Origin of the sequence: Anaerolinea thermolimosa (assembly GCF_001050195.2) — a bacterium.
GTDB lineage: Bacteria > Chloroflexota > Anaerolineae > Anaerolineales > Anaerolineaceae > Anaerolinea > Anaerolinea thermolimosa.
Map to the genome: position 1 here is coordinate 2534014 of NZ_DF967965.1, position 23930 is coordinate 2557943.

Below are 23930 nucleotides of genomic sequence, written 5' to 3' on the forward strand. Positions count from 1 at the left end.
AGTGAGCGTGCAGGGGCTCGAACCCTGAACCAATGGCTTAAAAGACTGCCTCTTCCTTTTACTGGAAGAGGCAGATTGCTGAAATCAGTTAGTTCATGATCTTATCGTAGATTTCCTGAAGTTCATCGTGAGAAAAACGTCCGTAGAAGTCAATCGTAACCTGAACATTAGAATGTCCCATGAGATGACTCACTATACCGATACTGACACCCTCTGCAAGTAATTTGCGGGCATAGGCATGGCGAAAGGAATGTGGGTTCCATTTTCCGGTTATTTCTGATTTGCGAGCCAATCGTTTGAACAACTGGTAAATTCCGTTTGGCTTCAACAAGAAGACACGTTGATCTTCCGTTTCCCCTCTCTTTTCTAACCAGTTCTCCAGGGCAATCGCAGTGCGAGAAGAAAAGAAAACCACACGCTCTTTTTGCCCTCCCCTCCCTTTTTCTAACACGATAGCACGCCGCTTATTTATATCCAAGCGATCTACGGTGAGACCGGCTACACCGCCTAATCTTACACCCGTGTCTGCTACAAATAAAACCAGCGCCAAGTCTCTTTCTGGCGTTCCTGTTTTTGATGCCGCATCTAACATTTTTGATAAATCCTCTGCTTGAATTCCTGCCGGGGATTTCTGGGGAAGAGGCGGACGCCTCAATTTTTTTGCTGGATTCATAGCAATGTATCCCTCATCAACTGCCCAGCGAAACAGCCTTTTCCATCCTCTAATAAAATTAAAAAGGGTATAAGGCTCACGATCATCTGTTCTCATCAAATGAAACAGATTGATAAGGTCGCTTGTAGTTATAGAATTTGTTTCTCTGTCTCCAAGATGAGCCACAAGGGGACGCAGATAGAAGACATACCATCTCAGCGTAGAATCTGAAATAAAACCCTTTTGTGACTCCAAAAATACGTCAACCAATTCTTTGACAGTGGGGGTTTTGTTTGTAATCATATTTACCTCCTCGACGATGTAAGTTTTGGTATCGAGGAGCGATTCTCCCACCTCAAAACGGCTCTGAAAGTTAAAAAATTTGCTATACTAATACCCAAAGACAAATCAGCCCCGCCGGTCTCCGCGGCGAGGCTGAGAAGGCAACGCGGTGAAGGCGCGTTGCGGCAAAACCTAGCATAGCAAATTTTTGCCGCCCGCGCAAGTGAACCGCAACTGCGCGGGCGATCATACTTAACAGGTAAGGACTTAATCAAATTTTTTTGATTTTGGAGTAACCGATGAGCGAGCCGTTGCAAAAATTTCAAAGCCTGCTCCGTGAATTGTTTGAGTTCGACAGCGCCGACCTGGATTTCGGCATCTACCGCATTATGAACCGCAAGCGGCAGGTCATTGAGCGCTTTATCACCGAAGACCTGCCAAAAGCCGTTGCCGAAGAATTGCGCAGCGGCGCGCTGGCCGAACAAGAGCAGGCGCGCAAGGCTCTGGAGGAGGCCCGCCGAAAAGTGCTGGACGCCTTGGGTGAAGATGCGCTGGACGCAAACGGTAACCTAGCCGAAAAGTATCGTGAGACCAAAACCGGCAAGGAGTACCTGGAAGCCCAAACAAAAGCTGCGGATACTCATCCCATCGAGGCGCTGGAAGCCGCCATTTACAATCACCTCTACACCTTCTTTAGTCGCTACTGGCAGGACGGCGACTTTATCTCCAAACGCCGCTACTCCAAGAAAGAACGCTACGCCATCCCCTACAACGGCGAGGAGGTGTATCTCTACTGGGCCAATCACGACCAGTACTACGTCAAAACCGGCGAGTACTTCACCGATTACACCTACAAAGCCCCCAACGGCGTGACCATACACTTCAAACTCCGGCAGGCCGATGTGGAGCAGAACAACGTCAAGGGTGATAAACGCTTCTTCCAGCCCGTACTTGCGGGCGGCTTCGGAAAGTGGTATAAATACAGGTAAGGTAGCCATGATCAATCCTCAGGTATTACAGGCACGGCAAGGGTATGAACGAGATTACCGTTGAAATAAAACTCGAACTGGTAATTTCCTGCGGTAGGGACATCAATGTCAAAGTGAAAAGTATTGGGGGCGGTGTGAGAAAAAGGGTCGAAAATGGCGCTAACGCGGTTGGTCTCAGCCACAATGCGCCGGTCTCCTTCGCTTCCAGTGACGGCAGTTACCTTTACAGAGAAATCCCCCTCGCTCTCTCCCTCGTCAGCCTCCCAGCCGCAGACAATATCGAACCGAATTCTGGCGGGGAAATTTCCGGCGCTGAAGTAATCGAAAATTCCAATAGCTGAATGCCGCTTACGCCAGTGGTCGTATATCCCATAATCGCAAACAATGACGTATTTCGGTCGAATCATCCTGAACCTTGACAATTCCTCATGAGGTATTCCCGACACGGGGCGCAACGACCCTTCCTGCAGGCCAGGGTCACCGGTCGGCGGGTTAGCCACCGGTCTATCTGCGCGCTCGCTCGCCGGGTAGGCGAGCGTGGATCCTGGACAGGTCACGCCCCGTGTCGGGGGTATCTCCCCGTCTGAGTCGGAGACTGGAGAGGGAAAGGCAAGAAGCAAGAATGTTTATGACATTCTCACTCCCCTGTGACAGGGCTTGTGCGAAGAAGGGATCGTGTCCACCTCTTGCACTCGCTCACCCATCCCTTTCCATCTCCGACTGCATTTTTGTCTGGTAAAGTACACAAAACGCACCCAGGGATCCATCGGGTGCGTTGTGGGGACAGACAGGGATGGCATCCCTGTGAAAGTCGCGGGGAGTGGATTCGAACCACTGACCTCCGGGTTATGAGGATTAAAGCCCCCAGACTTTTACAGGTGAGGCACGCTGATGTACACCATTTATATCTGTTTGAGCAATTGCCAGGTATCTACGAACCATATCCAAGGTTTCATGCCCTAAAATTGCTTGCAGTGTAAAAACGTCTCCACCGTTTCTCAAGAAATTTATTGCGAAAGTATGTCGGAATCGGTGAGGATGAGCATCGTTTACACCAGCCCGGTCGCCAATTCGCCGAATAATCAATCTGAGTGCGTCTCGGCTAAGAACATTCCCTTGCTCTGTTTTGAATACATATATATAATAAATTATAGTGCATCAAAAAATCCTAGGTATTCATTGCAAAACATGAAAGCAGCAAATAATTGTGCGGTGGTAGATCTGTTTGCGGGAGCAGGTGGGCTTACTCACGGATTCATCCTTGAGGGTTTCAATGTTGTTGCTGGCATAGAAGCCGATGAAACTTATCGCTATGCCTATGAACATAACAATCCCGGAGCAAGGTTTGTTCATTCTAGGGTCGAACACGTAACATCGGAATATCTTTGTTCTCTATATCCAAAAGGCAGCATCAAAATACTGGCCGGATGTGCACCATGTCAACCTTTCTCTTCTTACACGCGTACCCATCAGAAACATACTAGTTGGCAGTTGTTATACGAGTTCATTCGCCTAATAAAGGGAGTTCAACCAGAAATAGTTACGATGGAAAACGTCCCAAGGCTCAAAACCTACGAAAATGGTAAGGTCTTCGGGGATTTTTTGTCCGTCCTGCGAGAAAACGGCTACTTCGTCACATGGAACGACAGAATTTATGCTCCCGATTATGGAGTTCCTCAAAGTCGCTATCGTCTGATCCTTATTGCTTCCAAGTTTGGGGAAATTACATTCCTGCCTCCCACGCACACTCCGTCAAATTATCCAACGGTACGGGATGCTATCGGAAATTTAGAGCCCATTCCAGCTGGCGGGGTGAGTCCAAACGACCCACTTCATCGTTCGATGAATTTGTCCCTTTTGAACCTTGAAAGGATTAGATTTTCCAAACCTGAAGGAACTTGGCGAGATTGGCCCGAGGAACTGAGAGCGAATTGTCACAGGAAACTTAGTGGAAAGTCCTATCACAATGTGTACGGCAGGATGTCTTGGGACAAGCCTGCACCAACCATCACTACTCAATGTTATGGTTTCGGAAATGGACGTTTCGGGCACCCGGAACAAGACAGGGCAATTTCCATGAGAGAGGCTGCTCTTTTGCAAACCTTTCCCCCAAATTATCAATTCTTCGATCCTACGATCCAGAAAGTATCCATCAGTCGTTTGGCTATGATGATCGGAAACGCGGTACCTGTTGCCTTGGCACGGATGATTGCTCAGAGCATTAGCAATCACCTCTCTGAACATTTCGTAGGAAGTTGAACGATGCCATCCAAGATCAATTTCAGTGTGGATGCCCGTCTCCTTCAAGAATTGGGAGAAGGACTGGTTGGAAAACCTTCCACTGCACTAGCGGAATTGATAAAGAACGCCTATGATGCTGACGCAACATTGGTAAAGGTAAATGGTTTGAAGCAAAAAATATTAGAACTCCTTCAATCCCAGTCGGATATACTAACTATTCACTATGAACTACTGAATCAAAATCCTGATTTATTTGGAACTTTTCGTAGAAAACACCTTACAAAAGCTCTAAGTGAGTTACAAGAGGAAGGTTGCATTGAACTCGATGGTGCACCAAGCAAAGAGATTACAAAAGTCTATCGCCTAAAATAGAATATTAGTGCTATGATTTTATATGTAATAAGATTCTTAGGGAAAATATGTCTGCTAAGTCTTTGATTGAATGGACCGAATCCACTTGGAATCCTCTCACAGGTTGCAATAAGGTTAGTCCGGGTTGCAAACACTGTTATGCTGAACGGATGGCAAAACGCTTGAAAGCAATGGGTCAGGAAAAGTACAGGGATGGATTTCGATTAACATTGCATCCAGAAGTTCTCGAAGAACCCCTATCCTGGCATAAACCTCAGATAATCTTCGTCAACTCGATGAGCGATTTATTCCACGAGAACGTTCCTGTTGAGTTCATTCAAAGCGTTTTTGATGTCATGCGCCGCGCTTACTGGCACACTTTCCAGGTTCTTACTAAACGCGCCGAACGATTGCTTGAACTTGATCCAATTCTTGAATGGTCTGCAAATGTCTGGATGGGGGTTAGCGTTGAAAATCAGAATTACACCATCCGTATTGACCGTTTGAGGAACACTCATGCAAAAGTAAAGTTTCTATCGCTAGAACCTCTCTTAGGTCCAATTTCAAATTTGAATCTAGAAGGGATAAACTGGGTTATTGTCGGCGGCGAATCTGGACCGCATGCCCGTCCCATCAAGCCTGAATGGGTGCGTGAAATTCGTGATCAATGCCTTGCGAATCATGTTCCCTTCTTTTTCAAGCAATGGGGCGGAACGAATAAGAAAAAATCGGGGCGGTTGTTGGATGGTGAGAGATGGGATCAAATGCCGATACTTGTCCCTTCGGGGGACTAAACTAAAACAATCACCCAATCAATTTTGAAATAACATAAAAACGCAAGAGAGGGCTTTTCTGCCCTCTCTTGTGTTCCGTAGTTCGCGGATGCTCTGTCGAAGCGCTTTTATCATAGCAGTTATCTCGGAAAAATTCAAGTTTTGCAACAAAAAAGAGGGCTGGGTAAGCCCTCTTTTTCGGCAAGTGGGTGCCCCCGGCGGGATTCGAACCCGCATCTTACGCTTCGACAGAGCGCTATTCTATCCCTTGAACTACGGAGGCACGACCATTTGCCAAGGTCACCCTGGGCGGAGTTGCGCCGCCCCAAGACACTACGCAGGGTGAGGAAAAAGCCGGACGGGGTCGTCCGGCTCAGTTCCCGCAGGGGGGTTAGCCCGCATAGGCGGCTTGCAGACTGAGAAACGCCCGCGCCATGCGCTGCAAGCGGATGTTTTCGGGCTTGCCCTGGGGGTCAAATCCCTTGCCATCCGTGTTCGCAGCCCAGCGGATCCAGCCTTTTCCCGCCGCGCCGCTTGCCCACACCTCGGCAAGCGTTTTGTCTTTCATCTTGCCGAAGTGGATCACGGTCTGACCGGGGTCAGCCAATTCACCTTCCGCAGCCGGTTCAGCGGCAGGCGCAGGCTGTGGCGCATTCACTTTGCCGTTGCCGTTCGGGACGTTCTGGAAGTCCTTGTGAGACCGCAGCCCGAGGTACACGCTTTCCTGGAAGCCAATGTTGGATACGGCGTTCCCCAAAGCGTTGGTGATCGCTCCCTTCATGGCGTAGGCAATGTTGGCGTTTTCGCTGGCCCCGGTGGCATGGACGGAGCAGTTGTACTGGGTGTTCCCGTCAACAAGCTTGTACCAGAAGCGCAGGTGGGTGAGAACGGCCACATAAACGCCGTATTCATTGCCCCTCGCATTGGTGCGGGACTCGTAGCGGTGTTCCAGATCGCCGGGGGAAAATTCGTACCCCCAGCCGTAACCGCACAACCCGAAAATGTGATTCAGGACTTTCCGCATCCAGTTCGGGTCAATGTCGGTCAGGTCAACCGCTCCCGGTACCGCCTTGTACGCTCCGGCGGGCAACTCTTGGTCTAATTGCTGAACGGCTTGCTCCAGCGTCAGACCGGTCAAAGTGAAGATGGAAGAAAGAGTGGACATGGTAAAAACCTCCTTTTGCGCCCCCGTCCGCAGCCGGGAGCAATAACTAGTGTATTGCCCTGCTGCGTCAGGGGAGAGCCTCACGGCCTCGCTCCACCGCCTACCTTGGGTAAGCGGCAGAGGGAGACCGTGAGACCGGGAGATTTACCCGTCCCTTCCGCCTATGCGGTTGTTAAAGTTCTGCCCCTTGCGGGAAATCACCCCGGCGGACTTGCACCGCCTTATGCACTGTGCGGGGTGGAATTTTCATTGGGGCAGGGCTGGGTAGCCCTGCCGGTGTTACTCGCTCGCCTAAAATGGGATTTTGGTAGGTGATCCCATGACCCATCCACGTTGGGTTTCTATGAAAACCGCAAGGTGGATTTTTTGTCCTTTAGGACGGGTCAGGTAAACAATGACCCTGCCGTTGTCCTGGATGCGGATGATCTTTTGGATGATCCATTTCGTCCGTCTAGAGACCACCAGGCTGCCGGGCCGCCACTCGCCCCGGTCTGGTGTGGGAAGGGATTGGATTTCCACGACTGCCGAGGACGCCGAGGACATTGTTAACCTCCCTGCTGCACGAACAGAATATGCTTGCAGGGGAACCACTGCCCGTTAGATTCAAAGTCCGGGCAGGTGCAGCCAAAAGCAATACGCCCCTGCGCTTCTACCCGTGAAACCACATACAGCCGGGGATACCGCCGGTGGGTATGGCTCGACCATACCTCCCAGAGGGTGATGGTTTTGCCCTCACCGCGATAAAACTGCCGAGACTGAATTTGAAAGCAGTCTTTTTTGACAGCATCAAGCATTCGCTCTCGGCGTTTTGCAGCTTCGCTGCCGATAAAACCTCTTACGTTCATGGTCATCCTCCTTTGGGTCAGTGCCGCACCACTGACCCGGTGAAATGAATGGGTCAGTGGGCTGGAGCGGCAGCCCAAATTCGGACTAGATCGGACTAGAACGGGACTTCTTCGGCTTTGGCAGGTGGCACGTTGTAGTAGCGCATGACGCGGTACTTCCAACTCCACCACCCGCGCTCGATCACCTTGAAGCAGTCGAGACAAATCACGTACTCTTTGATGTCGTCCCAAACCCCAGCGGAGTAAGAGTAGTGATACCCGCCGGTACTAGCCACAATTGTGCGCCGATGAGGGCAGCGTTTCATAGCAATCCTCCTTCGGGTCGGCTCCGCGCCGCCGACCCAGGGGTATGAGTCGGCGGGTTGGCGCGGCAACCCGAAAGAGAGACAGGCGAGCGATATAACCTTGTTAAGGTGCGGGGGTTGACATTTGCAGCCATCTGTTATAACATCGTTATAACAAATGACCGCTCGGAGACATCTTGATGAAGATCAAAGGCTTTCGGCTTTCTGACGAAACTCAGACCCAGATTGCCTGGCTGGCTAAACGAAAGGGGGTGACAGCCACCGACATCGTCCGCATGGCCGTTGCTGAAATGTTCCAGCAGGAGATTGCACGCCTGCCCCGCTTCCGGTTGCGTGAACAGGTCTTGTATCTCAACGACCAACCTGTGGTGTTCTGCACCGACCGCTTGCTGACCGAACTCCCCGAAACGTTTCTGCTCCAGCTGGAGCACGGTACGGCTGACCCGATGGAGACGATGATCTATCTCATCTTCACTATCGCCCGCATCGGGGAGCCTGTCCAGATTGATGAACAGGCTCTGAATGACTTGATCGGCTGGTCACTCCCGTCCCTAAAAGGCGATCAGGATGAGGGGCGCGGGTAGCGCCCCTCAGGGGGCAAGAGTCACATCTTGGGGCGCATCATCGCGATGGACACCAGGATAAGGCGGAGGGTCTCCAGGGCTTCAGGCGAAATCTCGACCTGCCGACCTGCAAGAAACTCTTCCACTTCCTTCCTGACTTTCGGGTCTCGAATGCGCTTGCGAATCTCACACACGAGTTCCTGCGCTTCTTTCTCCGAAAGAACACGCCCACCGATGCGCACCCCACGCTCTTGCCAGTCACGGTTTCTTGGCATACCGCACCTCCAGAAGGAATTGGGGCGGCAACCGTCCTGGCGGGTGACCTTCCCCCGTCTTTTCGAAATAAGACGGCGGAACATCACGCTTCCGAAAACCTTTGTGGGTTGTTAAGGTGCAGTCCGGGTTTATCCGCCCGGTCGGGAATTTGGCATGGCGGGCAGGATGGGTATCCTGCCCGGCGGGGGATTGGACGCCGCAACCCGTTCCCGGCTGTGCCGGAGTTTGCGCCCGCTCCCCCAATCAAATTTGGGTATTGCAGGCTCTCACCTCCTTTCGGGTGGATTTTGGCGTCCGGCGGGCAGAGCCGGAATTGTGGAATGTGCGGCTTCCGTTTTGCCGCACACATCTCCCGGTCTTGAAGGGAATGTTTGTGACATTCCCTATCTTGCAGGAGACGCCTGTTTATTCCGCCCCGCCAAAACCGCCCTGCCGGAGTTGCACCGGCGGAACTACGAGGGCGGATGGCAGACTTGTTGCGTTTGTAAGGTTCTGCGCCCCTTGCGGGCAGGTCACTCCTGCGGGACTTGCACCCACACACAGCACTCTGCGGAGTGAAGAGAGAGATGAGCGGGTAGCCCATCTCGTGGAACAAACTATCTGCGCTTCAGCGCCCCGGTCAACACGCTCACCAGCGCCGCTCTGCGCTCTTCGTTATCCCGGCTCAGTGCCAGGATGAGCAGCACCTTGAGCGCCAGCAAGCCGCCCAGGAACAGTATCGGCGTGACGACCAGCAACAGCGCCGCAAGCGCAAACGCCATTTGGGGATTCACGGTTCACCTCCTGTCTTTGGGATCCCCGTCCGCCGTCCCCCCTCACCGCAGGCGGGGATCCCAAAGCGGAGCGCCCGCGTCACCCGTTGTTAACGTTCCACGTCCTCACAGGGCTTGTGGCCACCGGGAGAAGTTGACCCGTGCGGACTTGCACCGCATTCCGGCACTGTGCCGGGTCATAACAAAAAAGCCAGAACCTGCCGCATCTGCGGGAAAGGCTCTGGCGGGTAGCCATCGCATCGGGGAGGCTTGTGGCCGTCCCTGAATTGTTGTTGTTCTGGTTGTATTATAACAATTTTTTGGTCGTGTGCAAGTAAAAAAAATACGCAGGCGGGTAGCCTGCGTATTGGCGTCAGCGCCGGACATACCGTTGCAATCTCTCTTCGATTGGGTAGTCGCGCTTCAGGTAGATCAACATCCAAATCCACCAGCCAACCATGCCACCGATGAGAAAAACAGCCAGAATGGTTTCCATCTCTGCCTCCCTGTGTAGTCTGAAATTGGTGTTTCAGACCGCCCGCGGCGGTCTCCACCCGGCGGGGAACACAACTCTCCTCACCCGGCGGAGAAACCGCCGGGACGGGGAGACAGAGATTGTGAAGATTCTGCTTTTTGGCGCTTCCGCCAGTCGCACCGTAGGGACTTGCACCCTGCTCCGCACTATGCCGGTGCGCTCACCATTCCTCCGCCCACAGCGGATCTTCCTCGTTCACCTCCGCAAACTTGCCCGCAATCAGCGTCTCCACGTCCGTGGCACAGCCGTGCGCCGCTACGTGACGGCAGTCCGCCGCCAGCACCCCGCGCTCCTCCACGTTGCGCGCTACAAGCATCACCCGTCCGCCGTTGAGTTCTGCATTCATGCGCCACTTGGCATTCCCCTCATGCAGGCGCGTGCCGGTTTCCACTTCGACGTACCCTCTCTGCCCGTCCTTTGAGATGCACAGATCCGGGCGCGCGTTGCCCTGCACCTCGGGCAGAATCTCCACCGTCCATCCCCGCAGTCTTGCAGCGGTGGCAAACAGCAATACTGCCAGGGTATGCCCTTCCTGCTTCTCGCCTTCGTGGTCCTTCAGCAGGCGCTCCCACTCGCCCTCCACCACCTGCCAGCCCAATGCACGGCAGAACTGCCTGCCTTCCTCGCTCAGCCGCGCCACCGCCAGCCGGGTGGGCATATTCCCGGTGACGCTCATCGAAAGCGTCTGCCGCACAATCAGCCCGCTCTCTTCCAGCGCCTCGAACACCCGCCGGATGGCGCCGCTGCGGTACTGCGCACCGGTGGCATCTCCCACGTACCGCCCAATCTCGACCTGCACGTTCAAGCCCTCCGCCAGGCACTTCAGCACCATCCCCCGCCGCTTCAGGTGCAGTTCCTCATCCGCCCTGCTCATCTGCCCGCGCACCTGCCAGCGGTATTCATACGCTCTGGGGATTTTCGGCATCACAAACCCCGCCAGCCGCCCCTCCGACGCAACCGGGACCGGAGGGGGTGCAGCGGGCAGCAGCGGATTGTCCACATCCACCCTGCGCTGGTAGGGTGACGCCTTTGCCAGCGCCAGTTCCCGCTCCAGCGCGGCAATCTTCGCCTGTAAGGCGGCGATTTCCGCCGCATGACCGTTGCCGTTCCCGTTACCGTTGGACTTGCCCCAGCCTGCCTGCGGTGTCAGCGAGACTGCCAGAAAGAAACTGCGCCAGTCCTCCGGCTTCCACGTCCCCGGCGCGCCCGGGTCCAGTTGCCGCATCCGCTCCAGACGCTCCCCGTCCAGCCGGTACGCCAGTTCGGTCAGCACCCCCACCAGCGCGCGCACCTTGCGCTCCGCCATGTCGCGGAAGCCGCGCTCCGCCGTCAGCAGGTCATCCAGCATCTTCAACCGCAGATCATCCGCCGCCATCCAGCGCCTCCAGCGCCGCCTGTACCGCCGCCACTGCGGCGTTGTACTCCCCGATTCCGCTCGCCCATTCCAGCACCGCCTGCGCCGCCGCATCCACCTCTGCCCGTGCCGCAGCCAGGCTCTCCACCTTCTGCGTGGACAACCGCCGCCGCACAGCGCCCACCTCAACCTGCACCCGTGCCGGGTCGGGACGCTCCCCCGCCAGCAGTTCTGCCAGCCGGTTGGTATCCTCCAGCAGCTGCAGGCGCTCCGCCCGATACGCCTGCTGGAGCTTGCGCACCTGCCACTCCTGCCAGGTGAGCAGCCGCCCGCCTTCCGGGGTAAACACCCGTCCCAGCGCCATCAGCCCCAGCAGCGCCAGAAGTGTCATCACCGCGTACCATCCGCTCTCTTTCTTCACACCGCTCAAATCAATCTCCACCTGCACCTCCTCTTGAGAAAACGGCTGTGGTCGAGGGGTGCGCCCCCAGTGAGCGCCTGCCCTCCCTTGCCGGTCACTGCATCAGGCGCAGCAGGGTGCGGGTCAGCCCCGCGTAGTATCCCGCCAGCGCCTCGGTCAATAACCGTCCCACAAATGCCGTAAGAGCCACTCGAATCAGCATCGCCCACATGGCGCCTGCCAGACTTCTGGTCATCGCTCACCTCCAGTATGGGATGATGAGCGTCCACGCCCCAGTGACGTCGGACTGCCCCGGGGGTTCCTTCCGACGTCACTGCAATCCGGCAAAGCGCATTCGGGCGTTTACAGCCGTCCGAATGGTCACCTCCTGTCCGAATGTAACCATGAGAGGCACACGGGCCTGTGCCCGGCACTCCGCCTGTCCGTTCTCCCAGTCCAGCCGCAGGGAAAGGCTGGGGGAATACTTCACCGCGCTCTTCTCCTCCAGCATCTGGTAGAACGTGTTCTGCGCCCGTCCTACCAGATACCAGTTCTGAAGGTAGCGGTCGTCCCTGATCCGCTGCCACGTTGTCCGGTCGGAAATGCTCCAGGACACATCCTCACAGGCGGCATCCGTCGCCTGCGCCAGCCGTCCGCGCACGTACAGCAGTCGTGCGCCGTCTCCAACCAGCATCAGCAGCGGAATGAGCACCAGTCCCAGAAACGCCGCCGTCCATGCCAGGCTGGAGCCGCGCTCCCGTTCTCGCCGGGTTTTGGGAATCATCTCACCAGCCCTCCTGCCGGAATATAGCGTTCGCCCGTCCCTGAAACTCTGCCGGGGTGGATACCCCGAACAGCCTGCCCAGCCCGCCGAAGTAGTTCGGCACCCGGTAGGTCACCGATACGGTGATCGGGCTGCCGGGCTGTCCGCCGCCCGTCACGGATACGGTGTAGTTGCCCACCCGCACCGCTGAGAGTTTGTTCTGCGCCGCAGCGTAGGCGGCGCTGACCGGCGCAGTCTGCGCCATGCTTCCCATGCGCGCTCCGTACTCGGCGGCGTTCGCGGCGTTGATCGCCGCAAAGCCCAGCAATGCCAGGTTCACCAGTCCCAGCGAGACCAGCAGCAGGACGGGCAGGGCGAAGGCGGCTTCGTCCAGTTCCGCGCGGCGCGATCCCAACCGTTGTATCCACCGTCTCATCCCTGCCCTCCTTGCGCCTAACTGCCCAGCGTGGTTGCTAGCTGCTGGAACTTGGCAGCAATCGCCTGACCCAGCGGGGACAGACCCACAATTGCCGCGATGACGAACAGGGCGATGAGCAGGGCTTTTTCGTCCAGCTCAGCCCGCGCAGATTGAAGACGAACGTACAGTTTAGCAAACATACAACAACCTCCTTGAAATGAAATGGATTTAAAGCAAAACGAGCACCACCCCGGGGCAGGGGCTTTTGGTGCACGTCTGCCTGTATCATACCGAAAACGAACCGTTCGCGCAAGTTGCGCAGTTGTACTGCGTGTTTTTTACATCCCTCGTATAATAAAGATATGAATCCGTCAGGCAGAATTTCATCTTCTCCTCGTTTAAAAATCACCCCATCCCTGTTGAAATGGGCCCGAGAACGCTCGCTGCTGGATTTCAATACCCTTGCTCGAAAAACAGGGGTAAAACCAGAAGTGCTCCAGTCGTGGGAACAGGGTGAGACAGCGCCTACCTACCGTCAGGCTGAGAAACTGGCGCATGCTCTTCACATTCCTTTTGGATATCTTTTCCTCTCCCAACCCCCCTTTGCGCCTTCTGCCGTCCCTGACTTCCGCAGATTACCCGAATCCCAGATTGGACGTTTCAGCCCCGAACTGGAATCCGTGCTGAATGATGCAAAGCGTAAACAAGCCTGGCTGCATGAATGGCGGGTTGAGGAAGGCTTTTCGCCTTTGCCTTTTATCGGAAAATTTTCTCCGGAAGATAGCCCTCAAACGGTTGCAGAACAGATTCGTTCCGTCCTGGATCTGCCTTCCCCAACCGCTAAAGGGTTATATTCCTGGAACGAGCATTTACAAAAGCTGGTGAAACATGCCGAAAAAGCCGGTATAGCGGTAATTCGCAACGGCGTTGTCCTTTCCGATAACCGCCGTCCGTTGAGTGTGGAAGAGTTTCGCGGTTTTAATTTACCTGACAATTATGCGCCGGTCATTTTCATCAACGCTCAGGATAGTATTGCAGGGCAGATCTTTACTCTTGCCCATGAACTGGCCCATCTTTGGATTGGGGCAGGGGGCATCTCCAACCCTTTGACCGCCGATAACCCACTGGATACTTCCGAAACCGAACGGTTTTGTAATCGCGTTGCCGCAGAACTTCTGCTCCCTCAGAACCCTTTTCTAGAACACTGGCCATCTGGAACAACAACGCTCCCTGAAATCCTGAATGCGGCTCAACAGCTTGCCAGAGAGTTCAAAGTCAGCGCACCCGCTGTTTTGCTCCGGGCCTGTGAATTGAACAGACTGGATGCCCCTCTTTTTCGTGCTGCATACGAAGAAATATACCGGCAGGTAATTCCACTTAGAAAGAAAACAGGCGGTGGAAGTTTCTATGCTACCTGGCAGGCCCGCAACAGCCAGACCGTTGTCACCGAAGTTCTTCAGGCGTTGAGACAGGGAAAGGTCCTTTATCGTGACGCGGCTCGCCTGCTCAATACCAACCTCGCTACCCTTGAGAAAGCCCTGAACAGGATGAAAACAGGTCGACTATGAAGTATTGCCTGGATGCCAATGTATTCATTGAGCCCAGCAAAGGGTGGTATGCTTTTGACATCGCTCCTGCATTCTGGGATGCCTTACTGGAATGGAGGCAAAAGCAAATCCTGTGCAGTATTTTGCCCATTTATGATGAGATTGTGGAGCACAAAGAGCAAAACGCCCTGGTGAGGTGGGTAAAAGAACATGGGAAGGATTTCTTTCTCCCCCTTGACGAAGATGCCTGGATTGAATTCGGAAACATCGCCGATTTGGTAAGGCGCCGCTATGAAGATCACATCGCAGAGGATTTTCTCGACTGTTCAGATCCCATGGTGATCGCATATGCCAGAGCGCACGGCCTGATCGTTGTGACTGAAGAGAAGTGGAAGAACGAGGACCAAAAATCTAATGGTAAGGTGGGCGGAAAGAAAATTCATATTCCCAACGTTTGCCAGCTTGTTGAGGTGCAGTGGATCAGCACCGTGGAAATGCTCAGAGATTTGAAGTTCCAGTTAGGTGAAATTTTAGCCGGTCAGAAAGTATTGCGCAGTTGTACTGCGTGTTTTTTGCCCCTTACGGGGGCAAAAACGGGCAGTTTTACCGCGTTTTCGGGCGTTTTACGCAGTACAACTGTAGTTGTACGGAATGTTTTGCGTTATAATCTCAACTGGAAAGTTCATCTGAGCCCATGCCTACCGTTCTGGTTATTGGCCCTTATCGCTTCTTTTTCGTTTCTCTGGATTACGGTGAACCGCCTCATATCCATGTGCAACGGGAAAAGTTTGTCGCTAAATTCTGGCTGGATCCGGTCCAACTGGAAAAATCCGGTGGGTTCAAAGCACAGGAACTTAACCAGATTGGTAAACTGGTTCAGGAAAACCAGACGTATCTCTTGGAGCGTTGGTATGAGCACTTTGGTCAATGAAATCCAGCAGGCACGTGCCCAGTCCGTTCGGATTACTGAAGATATGCTCGTCGTGGAACTGACCGACGGACGTGTTATCAGCGTCCCGCTCGCCTGGTACCCCAGACTGTGGTATGGTAGCGAGAGCGAGCGCGCTCATTTCGAGATTATCGGCGAAGGGGAGTACATCCATTGGCCAGAACTGGACGAGGATTTGAGTGTAAGCGGAATTCTTAAGGGACGCCGTTCCCTTGAAAACCCAGAATCCCTCAAGAAATGGCTGGCAAAACGCCAGAAATAATCATCCACCCCACCACCCCCACCAGAAAGCCCACATAGCCCGGCATGCTGCGTTCGCGGCGCACCAGCCACCACAGCAGGTACACTCCAACCGTCCCCAGCCACGCCGCCAGGTACAGGCGCGGGTCAACCAGCGCCAGCGCCGCCAGCCCCTTCATGTCCCCGCCCGGCAGGACGCCCAGCAGGGTCAGCGCCACCGTCACCCCAGCCAGCGCCCACGCAAGCCACCCGTCCGGATGGAGCACCCGCCATACCAGCCCTGCCGCCACCGCGGGCAGGGTCAGCCAGTCGGGTACTTCCCGCCGCCGCAGGTCAAAGACGGCGCAAACCAGCAGCCAGAGGAATATGAAAACATCTCTTCCTTCGATTGTCACCTGCATGCTCCTTGACGGTTGTACGCCAATGACGTACAATCACTTTGCAGCAAAACCAGACTGAAACAGCCGCCGCCTCCGCCTTATGCACTTCATCGAGACTTCCGTCTTCACCCGCCGCATTATCGAACTGCTCAGTGATGAGGAATACCGTCAACTTCAGCTCTACCTCGCTGAAAGACCCGATGCGGGTAAGATCATCCCGGGAAGCGGCGGACTGCGTAAACTTCGCTGGGGTGTGGATCAGACAGGGAAGCGCGGCGGCATCCGTCTAATTTATTACTGGGTCATTCGTCAGGACACCATCCTGTTATTGTTCGCTTTCCGAAAGAACGAGCGTTCCGACCTGACACCGGAACAACTCCACATCCTGCGCCGGATTGTCGAGGAGGAGTACCATGAATAACGAAACCTTTACCGAACTATTGAGCAGCATCCAGGAAGGGGCAGAAATTCTTCAAGGGCGGAAGCCCCCTTCCCGTGCTTTCGAGATCAATGCTGGAGATGTGAAAGCCATTCGTGAACGGCTGGGGCTTTCCCAGCGCCAGTTTGCCGCCCTGATGGGTGTCAGCGTTGACACCCTGCAGAACTGGGAGCAAAACCGCCGTAAACCGCGCGGCGCAGCCAGAACCCTTCTGCTCATTGCCGCCAGACATCCCGAAGTGATACTGGATGTCCTGCACTCCTCTTGATGATTGGTCGAATCTTTGAGATGCCACGAGACCTTTCTCCTGTCCATCCCGGTGAAATTCTCCTCGAGGAATTCCTCAAGCCTTTGGGGATCAGCCAGAATGCCCTGGCTCGCGCTCTGCGCGTTCCGCCCGACCGCATCAACGCCATCGTGCAGGGCAAGCGCAGCATTACCGCCGATACTGCCCTGCGCCTGGCACGCGCTTTCGGCACTACTCCCCAGTTCTGGCTCAACCTTCAGACCCGCTACGACCTGGAAATCGCCCGTGAAGGTCTGGAAGGTCAGATCGAACGTGAAGTCCTGCCCCTGGTCTAACGTCCCCATATCGCCCTTCCCCGCGGATTGCCGTTGCGCTCCCAGAAGAGATTGAGCGCCGGACCCGGGTCGCGCTTGCCCTGCACGCGGTAGTGTCCCAACACATGGTCAGGGTCAACCGCAATGCCCCAGCGCACGGCAATATCCTCCACCAGCCGTTTCAGCGCATCCCGCTGCGCCTGCGGGTACTCCTCCCACCAGCGCCAGCCGAACGCCATCCCGTAGTCCTCGTACACCGCTCCCCGCCAGTCCTGCGGCACTTTGCCGCGGTTCACCAGTTCAATCCCGATACTGCGGCTCTCCGGTCTACCGTCCCCGCACAGAAACGCCGGGCAGGACGATACACAGCCTTCCACCCCGCAGGCGACATGGTACGCCACCGCCCGCTCCGGGACTAACTGATACACCGTCCCGTCCCGATCTACCACGTAATGCGCGCTCACCCGGCTCTGCGGGTCGCGCAGGTGCGCCAGGGCTGCGGGCAATTCGCCCTCCGTGGCATGCACCACCACCGCCTGCGGACGGTTCTCCCCGCCGTGATTGCAGGACGCCGCCACCACCGCCCCGGCGTAGTCCGGCGTGAAAGCCGCCGCCCCACCCTTTCGACATCCCTCCAGATAGGTCTGGAGGTTGTCCGGCACAGCAGTGGGTGTGGGCATGGGTGTCGCCGTTGGCACAGCCATCGGGGTGGCGGTCGGTTCAAACACCGCCGCCGTCAGCAGGGGTGTGGGGGTCGGAGAGGGCAGGGCTTGCGCCGCTGCCACTCTCGCCCTGGGGACGTGCACCAGTGCCCCCCACACCCCGCCCACCACCAGTCCGATCATCATCAGACCGGTGAGCAACTTTCTCGGCGAGACAATCTCAATCTCCATGCGGTAACAGCACCCGCAACGGCAGAATATCCAGCGGTTCGGTCGCCGTGGTGAACGTCCAGCGCACCTCCTGACTGCCCGCCCAGGTCACCCTCATCGTGTAGGTCTTTCCTGCCTGCAGCGGCAGACGGGGTATGATCATCAGTGCGCCTCGCTCCGCCAGCGCGCTGCGTCCCTGCAGTTCCAGATCGCGGTTCGGATTGTGGTACGACCAGCCGTGAATCACGCAGTGCTCCAGCAGGGTACTGCCCTGCTGCAGGGTGGTGGACGCAATCGTCCCCGGCGGGTAGGGCAGGTACATTGCCAGCAGCGCTGCACCCGTCGGCGCCGTGTAGCCCGGGCAGGCCGTCAGCGGGTCGGGCTGCGCCAGCCCGTTGTACGAGAGCACCGGCAGCGTCCCGTTGTCCTTCGGGAAGGTGGTCGGCGCGGGAACCAGGCTCCAGTCCTGCCCGTGGAACACATCCAGCGCCGCGGCGCTGTAAGAACCGCTCCACACCGTTTCCAGCCGCGCGCTGCCAAAGCCCACTTCCACCAGCCGCCCGTCCAGCGCGTTCAGCGCATGGAACGGCGACGCCATCATCGCATCCACCGCCTGCTCATCGCCCGGGAACACATCCACCCCAAATGCAAGATTTGCCGCCTGCCCGCACGCATCGCCTTCAATCGTGTACCCCGGCAGTTCAGGGTCTTCCGTGTGCGCCGCAATCCCGTTGTTCACCATCCAGCGGGCATGCGCCCGGCAGGCGGAATGCAGTTCCAGATTGCCGCTCACCGCAGGCAGTCCCGCCAGCGAACGCCACCAGTTCAACCGTCCCACCGCCGCGACCGGGTCGTACACCGGTGGCGGTAACGGCGTGCCGCTACTCATAATCAGCGGCAGGTACACCCGGAAGGTCGCGCCTGCCTGCGCCGGGAACAGGCGCACGTCCCACGTCGTCACCGCATCCACCGCCGTGCCGCTGCGCACTTGCGTCTCGTATCCGTCCTTCGATACCACCACCTCATACGGCTCCAGACGCGGGATTTTCAGGATGAACGCCTGCCGTTCGGCGTTCCACACCCCGTAACGGGTGCAGGCGTCCGCAGGCAGACCCTCACAGAGCGGGTTCTCCACCTGCGCATCTGCCAGCACCACTCCCGTCACGCCGTCCCGCACCGTGACCCACATCTCCACCCACGGCAGGCTCTGCGCCTGCACGGGGAGAACCAGAAAAGCCATCTGCAAGACAACCAGAAGCGCCCGCTTCATGCTACCTACCCTCCCAGGAAGATTTGCAGCACCGGACGCAGGGAGGCAAACAAAAGCAGTCCCACGAACGGCACAAAGAAGAACAGCGCCACCACCAGCACCAGGCGGGAGTCCAGTTTCTCCACCTCGCTTTGCAGTTTGGCGCGGTACTCCTGTCCCAGGGCGCGGGCAATTTCGCTCATCAGCGCCGCCCCTGCCACGCCCTTGCTGGCGACCAGGTCTAACTGACTGCCAAAGGCGTGCAGGGCGGGAATGCCGCTGGCGCCCATCGCCTCGACCAGCGTCCCGGAGATAGGCTTGCGCGAGAACAACGGCCTGCCCGTCCCGCGGCTCATCTCCACCGCTTCCCGCAGGAGCGTTGAGAGCGGTCCCGGAATCGCCGCCGCCCGCGCTACCGCCACGTCCGGAGCGGTGCCTGCCGCCAGTTCTGCGGCAATCAGCGCCGCCGTCTCCGGCAGGGTGCGGAACACCCGCTTGCGTACCGTGTTCGCCTTTGACCGCAGCCGCACCAGCGGGTAGGCGAACGCCATCACCGGCACCAGCAGACTCAGCGGCGCCGGGTTGACCATCACCACCAGCAAGCCTGCTCCAGCAAACAGCAAACTCTGGAACACCACCCCGCCGAGCGACTGCCCGACGTACTGCCCGCCGCGCTGCGCCCAGCGCAGGTGATCTTCCCACGTTTTCACCGAAAGCAGTTTGCCCGCCACCGCTTCGCCGATTGTTTCCTGCTTCGTCTTCTTCTCCGTGCGTTCGGCGTAGTATTCGCTCAAAGCTTTGGCGGCTCTGCCTCCGCCCACCTTCACGTTCTGCGCCACGCCCCACACCAGCAGGGCCAGGGACAGTGGGATGAGAATCTGCGCCGCTTCCATCCCTCACCTCCGCTCCATGAAGAAGTCCCGCAGCACCTCAAAGGTGTAGCCCAGGGCAAAGCCAATCGAAAGCCCCAGCACCAGGAATCTCACCGCTTCGCTCATTCCATCACCTCCCGAATCATGTCGCCGATCACGTTCCACCCCAAGGCCGCCCACGCCAGGGCAAGCAGCAGTCCCAACTGCACCGCCGGGGTGTTGAACAGCCCTCCGCCCGCGCCGCTTGACATGGCCACCACCAGCGAGCCGCCCAGGGCCAGCAAAATCACCCGCACCGTCCCCCAGGCGCCGTCCGCCTTCGCGGCTGCCATGGCGCGCCCTTCCAGGATGGATGCCAGGTTGTCGCTGGCCAACCGGAAGGCTTCCACGTACCCGCTCCCGCCGGTCTCCCACAGGCGTTCCAGTTCCATCACCGCCAGCATGAGGGACGGGGAGATGGCTGCGGCTTCTTCGCGCATCTCCTCCAGCCCTTTGCGCCCGCCGGTCTGCATGGCGGTAAGCAGGCGTTTCATCCACGCCTGCAGCGGTCCCGCCGGATCCAGCGAGGCGGTGACGTCCGCTACCGCCTCCGGGACGTTGGGCGTGGCTTGGATGGTCGCGCTCATGCGCAGCAGAAACGTGGGCAGTTCCTTCTCCAGCGCCATGCGCATTTTGCTCCACGCGCCGTTCACCTGCCCGCTCACCACCACCCAGCCCAGCACCGGCGCCAGCAGGTACAGCGGCAGGGGCACGCCCAGGAACATGAGCGCCAGCAGCGCCGCCAGCGCGACGACCACCATCCCGCCGTAGTAGTACGCCTTCTCTTTGCCCACCACGTTCAGCCGGTACTGCACCCCCGCCAGGCGCACTTTGTGTTCCAGCGACCCCGTGCGGATGGGCTTTTCTTCCTGCGGGGTGAGCGGCTGGTAGTAGTCCGCCAGGGTCTTCGCTGCCCGTCCGCGGTTTTTCGCCACCGCTTCCAGGGCATAGTACGCCAGCGCCGCAAGCGACACGGCCATGAGAAGTTGCGCCAGTGTGTGGGTCATTTTTCCTCCACGTACATTCTCTCGTTGTGTCTCTCGTCCTTGATGAAAATCGTCGTCAGGGATACCTGCGAGGGGATGATCTCCGTCACAATCTCATCCACCAACCGGTATTCCCTGGCCTGTTCGGGCAGCAGCGTCAGGGCGTGGAACAGGTCCCGCTCCACTTTTTCCAGCGCTTGCCCGGTTGACTCGGCCAGCACGCGGCAGATATTGCGCTGGTCGGTCTCCATCTCGCCGACGATTTCCCGTAACTGTTCAGTGGTGTAAACGCCCCTCTCCAACGGCGTTCGAATGCCGTGCAGCAAAAACCGCGTCTGCGGCGCTGCCAGACGCCGCTTTCCGGCGCAGTACACCACGACCCCAATCGAATCCACCTGCCCGACGTTGTACGTCCACACCTCGATGGGCAGTCCGCGCAGCAGGGCGTAGAGCGTCAGACCGTAGGATACCGTGCCTCCGGGCGTGGAAAGCAGCAGGTGCACCCGCTCCGTCCCGTCCAGTACAGCGTTCTGCAAGAGGTTCACCAAAAGCCCAAAACTCTCGCCGTTCACCGGCGCAAAGAACTGCACCCAGCGCTCCCGCTTCATCCTGCACCTCCTCTCCGGCGGCTAATCTCCGCCATCTGCGACTCTCCCGCCTGGTAAAGTTTACGGAAGGTGACGTTGCCCGCTTTCAACTCCGGGTTCACCTCCCACACCCCCAGCACCTGCCGCCGCCCGTCCTTCCAGCCCACCTGCACCACCAGGTCTACCGCCATGGCAAACATCTCCTTGGCGGCTTCAATGCGCACCTGCGCGTCCGCCCACATCAACACCCCCAGGCGGTGGATGGCGGCTTCCGGCCCTTCGGCGTGCAGGGTGGACAACCCCGGATGATCGCTCATCTGCGCCCGGAACAGCGACAGCGCCGCCGTCCCCGTGCGCACTTCGCCCACCATCAGCCAGTTCGGCGCCATGCGCATGGCGTCATCTACCCCATCGGAGAGTGAATAGCCAGGCACGTCGCTCCCCACCACCTGCGGTCGGGCTTCCAGCGTCACCACGTTGGGGTGCGGCAGCCAGATTTCCTCCGGGTCTTCAATCTTCACAATGCGCGCCTCTTTCGGTATTCCATGCGCCAATGCCGAAAGGAAGGTCGTTTTACCGGTCGCCGTCCCGCCGATCACCAGCACGCGCAAACCGCCCGCCACCGCTTCCAGCAGAACGTCCATCACCGCCTGCGGGCAGGCGTTCCAGGCTACTATCTGCTCCGGCGGCACGGGGCGCGGCTCAAACAGGCGGATGTTCACCGCCGGATACCCCAACCCCGGCGCCAGCACCGGATGGACGATTTTCACCCGCGCCCCGCCCATGCCTTCCATGCGCGGCAGTTTAGCGTCCACCGAGGGCTGGGCTTCCGAGATCGCCCGTCCAATCGGCGCAAGCAAGGCTTCCACGCTGCGCCAGACCTCATCCAGTCCAGGTTGGCGGTTGTACTTCTCGAAGAAGCGCTCCCCCTTGCGCAGAATCCAGAGCGTCCCATCTGGGTTGAGGGTGATTTCGCTCAAATCCGTGCGCGCCGGCGGGAGCAGTTCGTCAAACGCCCCCAGCCCCCCGATGCGCGCCGCCACTGTCTTAGCCAGCGCCGCCTGCAACTGCGGGGTGAGCGATACCCCTAGACGGGTGGCCGCGCTCGCTACCGCCGCCTGCGACCGCGCCTGCAACTGCTGGCGGTCGCGCAAGACCGAGAGCGGCAGGCTTTTCAGTTCCCCAGAGGCCATTTCCACGATTCTGGCTTCCTGCTCCGGGGTGGTTTGCGCCATCAGTTCCAGCCAACTCATACCTTCACCCTCACTCCAAAAATTTCAAAGGCTTTTTTCCCGTTACTGTTCTGCGGCGCTTGCGCCCCCTGCGGAGAGAACAGCGCATCCGCCAGCGGCTTCAAGCCCCTGGCAAAAGCATCGCTCACGTTCACCGGCAATCTGCGGCTATCCTGTGCCTCTCCGACCCGCGGCTCGTCTGGAATCTGCGCCACCACCGGCGGGAAGGGTCTTCCGAGCAGGGCGGAGGCGGCTTTGTGCCATTCGTCCAGCGCCATGCGCCCGCCTGCACGGTTCAGCACCACATACACCCCGCTGGCAGGAATGTGGTGTTCGCCCGCCAGACGCTCAACCACCGTCCTATACGCCTCCACGGTGCGCATCACCCCCTCCAGCGAGGGACGTGCCACCAGCACCAGTGTATTTGCTGCCGCCAGCGCCGCACTGGCCAGTGCGGTTGGCGGGGCATCCAGCACGATCACCGCATACCCCATATACGCCGCCGTCAGTACCAACTTGGGAAGGCTCTCCGGCGCATCGAGGGGCGTGGTGATCGCCCGCGCCTCGGATAAGACATCTGGGAAGCCTGCCAGCACATCCAGCGTGTCCACCTTCTGGAGCGCCAGTTTCAAGCCTTCGGCGGTCGGGTTTGCGCGCCAATGGTTGAGGTTGGGTTCGGGCTTCAAACCCAGAATTAGCGGTAAGTCGTCCGGCGCGCCCATCCCCACCAGCAGAGCGGGCAATCCCCGCCGTGCGGCTTCATAGGCGAGGTTCGAGGCGATGGTGGTCTTGCCCACCCCGCCCGCCTGATTCCACACCGCTACCACCCGCAAGCCCAGCGGCTGCCCGCCGCCCATACTTTGCGGACGGTTCCACAGCGCCTCCATGCCCGCGTTCAGGCGGCTTGTGCGCTGTGCGGTTGCGGCGGCATACATCTCCCCGGCAATTGCCACCAGGTTGATCTCCCCCTTGTACACCCCCTTCACACAGGGGATTTGGGCCACGCTGTCCATGGCTTCGCGGGACGCCTCCATGGGGAGAAGCACATACGCCGCGCCGTGATAACGGGTCAAGTCGTCTAGCAACGGCTGCGGACCGGGATAAATCCCCGCGTCCAGCACCAAAACATCCGGGTTTGTTACTAGTTTGCTCCGCAAATCCTGCGGGTCGCTGGCTTGCATTGCAACCCGAAAGCGGGCATCCGCCGCAAGCGCTGTGTACCAGGCCTGCAAGCGCGGGATAGACCCCGCCAGCAAGACCGTGACCGCCTCCGCAGACTGCACCAGGTTATTTGCGTTCCACATCGTTCACCT

General features: G+C 57.8%; 34 protein-coding genes and 1 tRNA gene. 10 read left to right on the plus strand and 25 right to left on the minus strand.

Going from position 1 to position 23930, the window contains the following annotated elements:
* Positions 1-88: 88 nt before the first annotated feature.
* Positions 89-955, minus strand: a complete 867-nt coding sequence (locus ATHL_RS11440) for a site-specific integrase (RefSeq protein ID WP_013560772.1) — start codon at positions 953-955, stop codon at positions 89-91.
* A gap of 278 nt (positions 956-1233) precedes the next feature.
* On the opposite strand from ATHL_RS11440, the gene ATHL_RS11445 reads away from it, so the two are divergent.
* A complete protein-coding gene (locus ATHL_RS11445) occupies positions 1234-1923 on the plus strand; it encodes a hypothetical protein (RefSeq protein ID WP_062193771.1) in 690 nt (229 codons plus the stop codon).
* 11 nt (positions 1924-1934) lie between these two features.
* Here the strand turns inward: ATHL_RS11445 and ATHL_RS11450 are convergent, their stop codons facing one another.
* Both ATHL_RS11450 and ATHL_RS19730 read right to left on the minus strand, forming a co-directional pair.
* Positions 1935-2330 (minus strand): DUF6941 family protein, encoded by a 396-nt coding sequence (locus tag ATHL_RS11450; RefSeq protein ID WP_013560587.1) that lies wholly within the window; start codon positions 2328-2330, stop codon positions 1935-1937.
* Positions 2331-2778: 448 nt separating this feature from the next.
* Positions 2779-3009 (minus strand): tyrosine-type recombinase/integrase, encoded by a 231-nt coding sequence (locus tag ATHL_RS19730; protein ID WP_420807567.1) that lies wholly within the window; start codon positions 3007-3009, stop codon positions 2779-2781.
* Here ATHL_RS19730 and ATHL_RS11460 point away from each other — a divergent pair.
* From ATHL_RS11460 to ATHL_RS11470, 3 genes are read left to right on the plus strand one after another with little or no spacing between them, the layout of a single operon-like run.
* Complete coding sequence (locus ATHL_RS11460) at positions 2962-4182, plus strand: DNA cytosine methyltransferase (protein WP_201797967.1); 1221 nt, start codon at positions 2962-2964, stop codon at positions 4180-4182. The two genes, ATHL_RS19730 and ATHL_RS11460, sit on opposite strands and share 48 nt — an antisense overlap.
* A gap of 3 nt (positions 4183-4185) precedes the next feature.
* Positions 4186-4536 (plus strand): hypothetical protein, encoded by a 351-nt coding sequence (locus tag ATHL_RS11465; RefSeq protein WP_062193774.1) that lies wholly within the window; start codon positions 4186-4188, stop codon positions 4534-4536.
* A 47-nt stretch (positions 4537-4583) separates the two neighbouring features.
* On the plus strand, positions 4584-5309 hold the full coding sequence (locus tag ATHL_RS11470; protein WP_062193777.1) for a DUF5131 family protein: 726 nt from the start codon (positions 4584-4586) through the stop codon (positions 5307-5309).
* 189 nt (positions 5310-5498) lie between these two features.
* Here the strand turns inward: ATHL_RS11470 and ATHL_RS11475 are convergent.
* The 5 genes from ATHL_RS11475 to ATHL_RS11495 all read right to left on the minus strand — a co-directional run bounded on the left by ATHL_RS11475 (position 5499) and on the right by ATHL_RS11495 (position 7603).
* Positions 5499-5571, minus strand: a tRNA-Asp gene (locus ATHL_RS11475).
* Between the two features lie 108 nt (positions 5572-5679).
* On the minus strand, positions 5680-6453 hold the full coding sequence (locus ATHL_RS11480; protein ID WP_013560777.1) for a hypothetical protein: 774 nt from the start codon (positions 6451-6453) through the stop codon (positions 5680-5682).
* 291 nt (positions 6454-6744) lie between these two features.
* Positions 6745-6996: a hypothetical protein gene (locus ATHL_RS11485; RefSeq protein ID WP_013560779.1), complete on the minus strand. Its 252-nt coding sequence runs from the start codon at positions 6994-6996 to the stop codon at positions 6745-6747.
* A 2-nt stretch (positions 6997-6998) separates the two neighbouring features.
* Positions 6999-7298 (minus strand): SWIM zinc finger family protein, encoded by a 300-nt coding sequence (locus ATHL_RS11490; protein ID WP_041455020.1) that lies wholly within the window; start codon positions 7296-7298, stop codon positions 6999-7001.
* Positions 7299-7393: 95 nt separating this feature from the next.
* Positions 7394-7603 (minus strand): hypothetical protein, encoded by a 210-nt coding sequence (locus ATHL_RS11495; RefSeq protein WP_013560781.1) that lies wholly within the window; start codon positions 7601-7603, stop codon positions 7394-7396.
* A gap of 176 nt (positions 7604-7779) precedes the next feature.
* Here ATHL_RS11495 and ATHL_RS11500 point away from each other — a divergent pair, with 176 nt between their 5' ends.
* Positions 7780-8187, plus strand: a complete 408-nt coding sequence (locus ATHL_RS11500) for a ribbon-helix-helix domain-containing protein (RefSeq protein WP_162787684.1) — start codon at positions 7780-7782, stop codon at positions 8185-8187.
* Positions 8188-8207: 20 nt separating this feature from the next.
* Here the strand turns inward: ATHL_RS11500 and ATHL_RS11505 are convergent, their stop codons facing one another.
* The 9 genes from ATHL_RS11505 to ATHL_RS18920 all read right to left on the minus strand — a co-directional run bounded on the left by ATHL_RS11505 (position 8208) and on the right by ATHL_RS18920 (position 12864).
* Positions 8208-8441, minus strand: a complete 234-nt coding sequence (locus ATHL_RS11505) for a hypothetical protein (protein ID WP_013560783.1) — start codon at positions 8439-8441, stop codon at positions 8208-8210.
* 597 nt (positions 8442-9038) lie between these two features.
* Entirely contained in the window at positions 9039-9215 is a 177-nt protein-coding gene (locus tag ATHL_RS18915; protein WP_162787685.1) for a hypothetical protein, read from the minus strand.
* A 352-nt stretch (positions 9216-9567) separates the two neighbouring features.
* Positions 9568-9690, minus strand: a complete 123-nt coding sequence (locus ATHL_RS19515; protein ID WP_013560785.1) for a hypothetical protein — start codon at positions 9688-9690, stop codon at positions 9568-9570.
* Between the two features lie 199 nt (positions 9691-9889).
* On the minus strand, positions 9890-11104 hold the full coding sequence (locus ATHL_RS11510) for a hypothetical protein (protein WP_013560525.1): 1215 nt from the start codon (positions 11102-11104) through the stop codon (positions 9890-9892).
* A complete protein-coding gene (locus tag ATHL_RS11515; RefSeq protein WP_041454944.1) occupies positions 11091-11525 on the minus strand; it encodes a hypothetical protein in 435 nt (144 codons plus the stop codon). Before ATHL_RS11515 ends, ATHL_RS11510 begins: the two co-directional genes overlap by 14 nt.
* A gap of 73 nt (positions 11526-11598) precedes the next feature.
* Positions 11599-11739, minus strand: coding sequence for a hypothetical protein (locus tag ATHL_RS19080; protein WP_174233926.1), 141 nt, complete (start codon positions 11737-11739; stop codon positions 11599-11601).
* A gap of 75 nt (positions 11740-11814) precedes the next feature.
* A complete protein-coding gene (locus tag ATHL_RS11520) occupies positions 11815-12267 on the minus strand; it encodes a hypothetical protein (protein ID WP_013560528.1) in 453 nt (150 codons plus the stop codon).
* Between the two features lies 1 nt (position 12268).
* Positions 12269-12682 (minus strand): hypothetical protein, encoded by a 414-nt coding sequence (locus tag ATHL_RS11525; protein ID WP_013560529.1) that lies wholly within the window; start codon positions 12680-12682, stop codon positions 12269-12271.
* Positions 12683-12699: 17 nt separating this feature from the next.
* The gene (locus ATHL_RS18920) at positions 12700-12864 is read right to left on the minus strand and encodes a hypothetical protein (protein WP_013560530.1); all 165 of its coding nucleotides are present in this window, start codon (positions 12862-12864) and stop codon (positions 12700-12702) included.
* A 162-nt stretch (positions 12865-13026) separates the two neighbouring features.
* On the opposite strand from ATHL_RS18920, the gene ATHL_RS11530 reads away from it, so the two are divergent.
* Positions 13027-14232, plus strand: a complete 1206-nt coding sequence (locus ATHL_RS11530) for an XRE family transcriptional regulator (RefSeq protein ID WP_013560531.1) — start codon at positions 13027-13029, stop codon at positions 14230-14232.
* Positions 14229-15422, plus strand: a complete 1194-nt coding sequence (locus tag ATHL_RS19820) for a DUF4411 family protein (protein WP_236822373.1) — start codon at positions 14229-14231, stop codon at positions 15420-15422. Before ATHL_RS11530 ends, ATHL_RS19820 begins: the two co-directional genes overlap by 4 nt.
* On the opposite strand, the gene ATHL_RS11550 is transcribed toward ATHL_RS19820, so the two are convergent.
* Entirely contained in the window at positions 15391-15795 is a 405-nt protein-coding gene (locus ATHL_RS11550; RefSeq protein WP_162787686.1) for a prepilin peptidase, read from the minus strand. The genes ATHL_RS19820 and ATHL_RS11550 overlap by 32 nt on opposite strands.
* Positions 15796-15880: 85 nt before the next feature.
* Between ATHL_RS11550 and ATHL_RS11555 the strand changes: the two genes are divergently transcribed.
* The 3 genes from ATHL_RS11555 to ATHL_RS11565 are packed head-to-tail and all read left to right on the plus strand — an operon-like array spanning position 15881 to position 16801.
* The gene (locus ATHL_RS11555) at positions 15881-16201 is read left to right on the plus strand and encodes a hypothetical protein (protein WP_062193779.1); all 321 of its coding nucleotides are present in this window, start codon (positions 15881-15883) and stop codon (positions 16199-16201) included.
* Complete coding sequence (gene nadS / locus ATHL_RS11560; protein WP_062193782.1) at positions 16194-16487, plus strand: NadS family protein; 294 nt, start codon at positions 16194-16196, stop codon at positions 16485-16487. The genes ATHL_RS11555 and nadS overlap by 8 nt, the downstream gene beginning before the upstream one ends.
* A 20-nt stretch (positions 16488-16507) precedes the next feature.
* Entirely contained in the window at positions 16508-16801 is a 294-nt protein-coding gene (locus tag ATHL_RS11565) for a HigA family addiction module antitoxin (RefSeq protein ID WP_062193864.1), read from the plus strand.
* Here ATHL_RS11565 and ATHL_RS11570 read toward each other — a convergent pair.
* The 7 genes from ATHL_RS11570 to ATHL_RS11600 all read right to left on the minus strand — a co-directional run bounded on the left by ATHL_RS11570 (position 16798) and on the right by ATHL_RS11600 (position 23921).
* The gene (locus tag ATHL_RS11570; protein WP_062193784.1) at positions 16798-17673 is read right to left on the minus strand and encodes an N-acetylmuramoyl-L-alanine amidase; all 876 of its coding nucleotides are present in this window, start codon (positions 17671-17673) and stop codon (positions 16798-16800) included. The genes ATHL_RS11565 and ATHL_RS11570 overlap by 4 nt on opposite strands.
* Positions 17663-18922 carry a CAP domain-containing protein gene (locus ATHL_RS11575; protein WP_013560539.1) on the minus strand — a complete coding sequence of 420 codons (1260 nt, stop codon included), beginning with the start codon at positions 18920-18922 and terminating at the stop codon, positions 17663-17665. The genes ATHL_RS11570 and ATHL_RS11575 overlap by 11 nt, the downstream gene beginning before the upstream one ends.
* Positions 18923-18927: 5 nt before the next feature.
* The gene (locus tag ATHL_RS11580; protein WP_062193787.1) at positions 18928-19794 is read right to left on the minus strand and encodes a hypothetical protein; all 867 of its coding nucleotides are present in this window, start codon (positions 19792-19794) and stop codon (positions 18928-18930) included.
* Between the two features lie 101 nt (positions 19795-19895).
* A complete protein-coding gene (locus tag ATHL_RS11585) occupies positions 19896-20819 on the minus strand; it encodes a hypothetical protein (protein WP_013560791.1) in 924 nt (307 codons plus the stop codon).
* The gene (locus ATHL_RS11590) at positions 20816-21406 is read right to left on the minus strand and encodes a ClpP family protease (RefSeq protein WP_013560792.1); all 591 of its coding nucleotides are present in this window, start codon (positions 21404-21406) and stop codon (positions 20816-20818) included. The genes ATHL_RS11585 and ATHL_RS11590 overlap by 4 nt, the downstream gene beginning before the upstream one ends.
* The gene (locus ATHL_RS11595) at positions 21403-22638 is read right to left on the minus strand and encodes a TadA family conjugal transfer-associated ATPase (RefSeq protein WP_062193790.1); all 1236 of its coding nucleotides are present in this window, start codon (positions 22636-22638) and stop codon (positions 21403-21405) included. Before ATHL_RS11595 ends, ATHL_RS11590 begins: the two co-directional genes overlap by 4 nt.
* Positions 22635-23921 (minus strand): CpaE/TadZ family protein, encoded by a 1287-nt coding sequence (locus ATHL_RS11600; RefSeq protein ID WP_062193792.1) that lies wholly within the window; start codon positions 23919-23921, stop codon positions 22635-22637. The genes ATHL_RS11595 and ATHL_RS11600 overlap by 4 nt, the downstream gene beginning before the upstream one ends.
* Between the last annotated feature and the right edge of the window lie 9 nt (positions 23922-23930).

Coding starts and splice junctions, on each gene's coding strand:
- ATHL_RS11440 (WP_013560772.1), bottom strand. CDS start 955: ATGATTACAAACAAAACCCCCACTGTCAAAGAATTGGTTGACGTATTT.
- ATHL_RS11445 (WP_062193771.1), top strand. CDS start 1,234: ATGAGCGAGCCGTTGCAAAAATTTCAAAGCCTGCTCCGTGAATTGTTT.
- ATHL_RS11450 (WP_013560587.1), bottom strand. CDS start 2,330: ATGATTCGACCGAAATACGTCATTGTTTGCGATTATGGGATATACGAC.
- ATHL_RS11460 (WP_201797967.1), top strand. CDS start 2,962: ATGAGCATCGTTTACACCAGCCCGGTCGCCAATTCGCCGAATAATCAA.
- ATHL_RS11465 (WP_062193774.1), top strand. CDS start 4,186: ATGCCATCCAAGATCAATTTCAGTGTGGATGCCCGTCTCCTTCAAGAA.
- ATHL_RS11470 (WP_062193777.1), top strand. CDS start 4,584: ATGTCTGCTAAGTCTTTGATTGAATGGACCGAATCCACTTGGAATCCT.
- ATHL_RS11480 (WP_013560777.1), bottom strand. CDS start 6,453: ATGTCCACTCTTTCTTCCATCTTCACTTTGACCGGTCTGACGCTGGAG.
- ATHL_RS11485 (WP_013560779.1), bottom strand. CDS start 6,996: ATGTCCTCGGCGTCCTCGGCAGTCGTGGAAATCCAATCCCTTCCCACA.
- ATHL_RS11490 (WP_041455020.1), bottom strand. CDS start 7,298: ATGAACGTAAGAGGTTTTATCGGCAGCGAAGCTGCAAAACGCCGAGAG.
- ATHL_RS11495 (WP_013560781.1), bottom strand. CDS start 7,603: ATGAAACGCTGCCCTCATCGGCGCACAATTGTGGCTAGTACCGGCGGG.
- ATHL_RS11505 (WP_013560783.1), bottom strand. CDS start 8,441: ATGCCAAGAAACCGTGACTGGCAAGAGCGTGGGGTGCGCATCGGTGGG.
- ATHL_RS19515 (WP_013560785.1), bottom strand. CDS start 9,690: ATGGAAACCATTCTGGCTGTTTTTCTCATCGGTGGCATGGTTGGCTGG.
- ATHL_RS11510 (WP_013560525.1), bottom strand. CDS start 11,104: ATGGCGGCGGATGATCTGCGGTTGAAGATGCTGGATGACCTGCTGACG.
- ATHL_RS19080 (WP_174233926.1), bottom strand. CDS start 11,739: ATGACCAGAAGTCTGGCAGGCGCCATGTGGGCGATGCTGATTCGAGTG.
- ATHL_RS11520 (WP_013560528.1), bottom strand. CDS start 12,267: ATGATTCCCAAAACCCGGCGAGAACGGGAGCGCGGCTCCAGCCTGGCA.
- ATHL_RS11525 (WP_013560529.1), bottom strand. CDS start 12,682: ATGAGACGGTGGATACAACGGTTGGGATCGCGCCGCGCGGAACTGGAC.
- ATHL_RS18920 (WP_013560530.1), bottom strand. CDS start 12,864: ATGTTTGCTAAACTGTACGTTCGTCTTCAATCTGCGCGGGCTGAGCTG.
- ATHL_RS11530 (WP_013560531.1), top strand. CDS start 13,027: ATGAATCCGTCAGGCAGAATTTCATCTTCTCCTCGTTTAAAAATCACC.
- ATHL_RS19820 (WP_236822373.1), top strand. CDS start 14,229: ATGAAGTATTGCCTGGATGCCAATGTATTCATTGAGCCCAGCAAAGGG.
- ATHL_RS11555 (WP_062193779.1), top strand. CDS start 15,881: ATGCACTTCATCGAGACTTCCGTCTTCACCCGCCGCATTATCGAACTG.
- nadS (WP_062193782.1), top strand. CDS start 16,194: ATGAATAACGAAACCTTTACCGAACTATTGAGCAGCATCCAGGAAGGG.
- ATHL_RS11565 (WP_062193864.1), top strand. CDS start 16,508: ATGCCACGAGACCTTTCTCCTGTCCATCCCGGTGAAATTCTCCTCGAG.
- ATHL_RS11570 (WP_062193784.1), bottom strand. CDS start 17,673: ATGGAGATTGAGATTGTCTCGCCGAGAAAGTTGCTCACCGGTCTGATG.
- ATHL_RS11575 (WP_013560539.1), bottom strand. CDS start 18,922: ATGAAGCGGGCGCTTCTGGTTGTCTTGCAGATGGCTTTTCTGGTTCTC.
- ATHL_RS11580 (WP_062193787.1), bottom strand. CDS start 19,794: ATGGAAGCGGCGCAGATTCTCATCCCACTGTCCCTGGCCCTGCTGGTG.
- ATHL_RS11585 (WP_013560791.1), bottom strand. CDS start 20,819: ATGACCCACACACTGGCGCAACTTCTCATGGCCGTGTCGCTTGCGGCG.
- ATHL_RS11590 (WP_013560792.1), bottom strand. CDS start 21,406: ATGAAGCGGGAGCGCTGGGTGCAGTTCTTTGCGCCGGTGAACGGCGAG.
- ATHL_RS11595 (WP_062193790.1), bottom strand. CDS start 22,638: ATGAGTTGGCTGGAACTGATGGCGCAAACCACCCCGGAGCAGGAAGCC.
- ATHL_RS11600 (WP_062193792.1), bottom strand. CDS start 23,921: ATGTGGAACGCAAATAACCTGGTGCAGTCTGCGGAGGCGGTCACGGTC.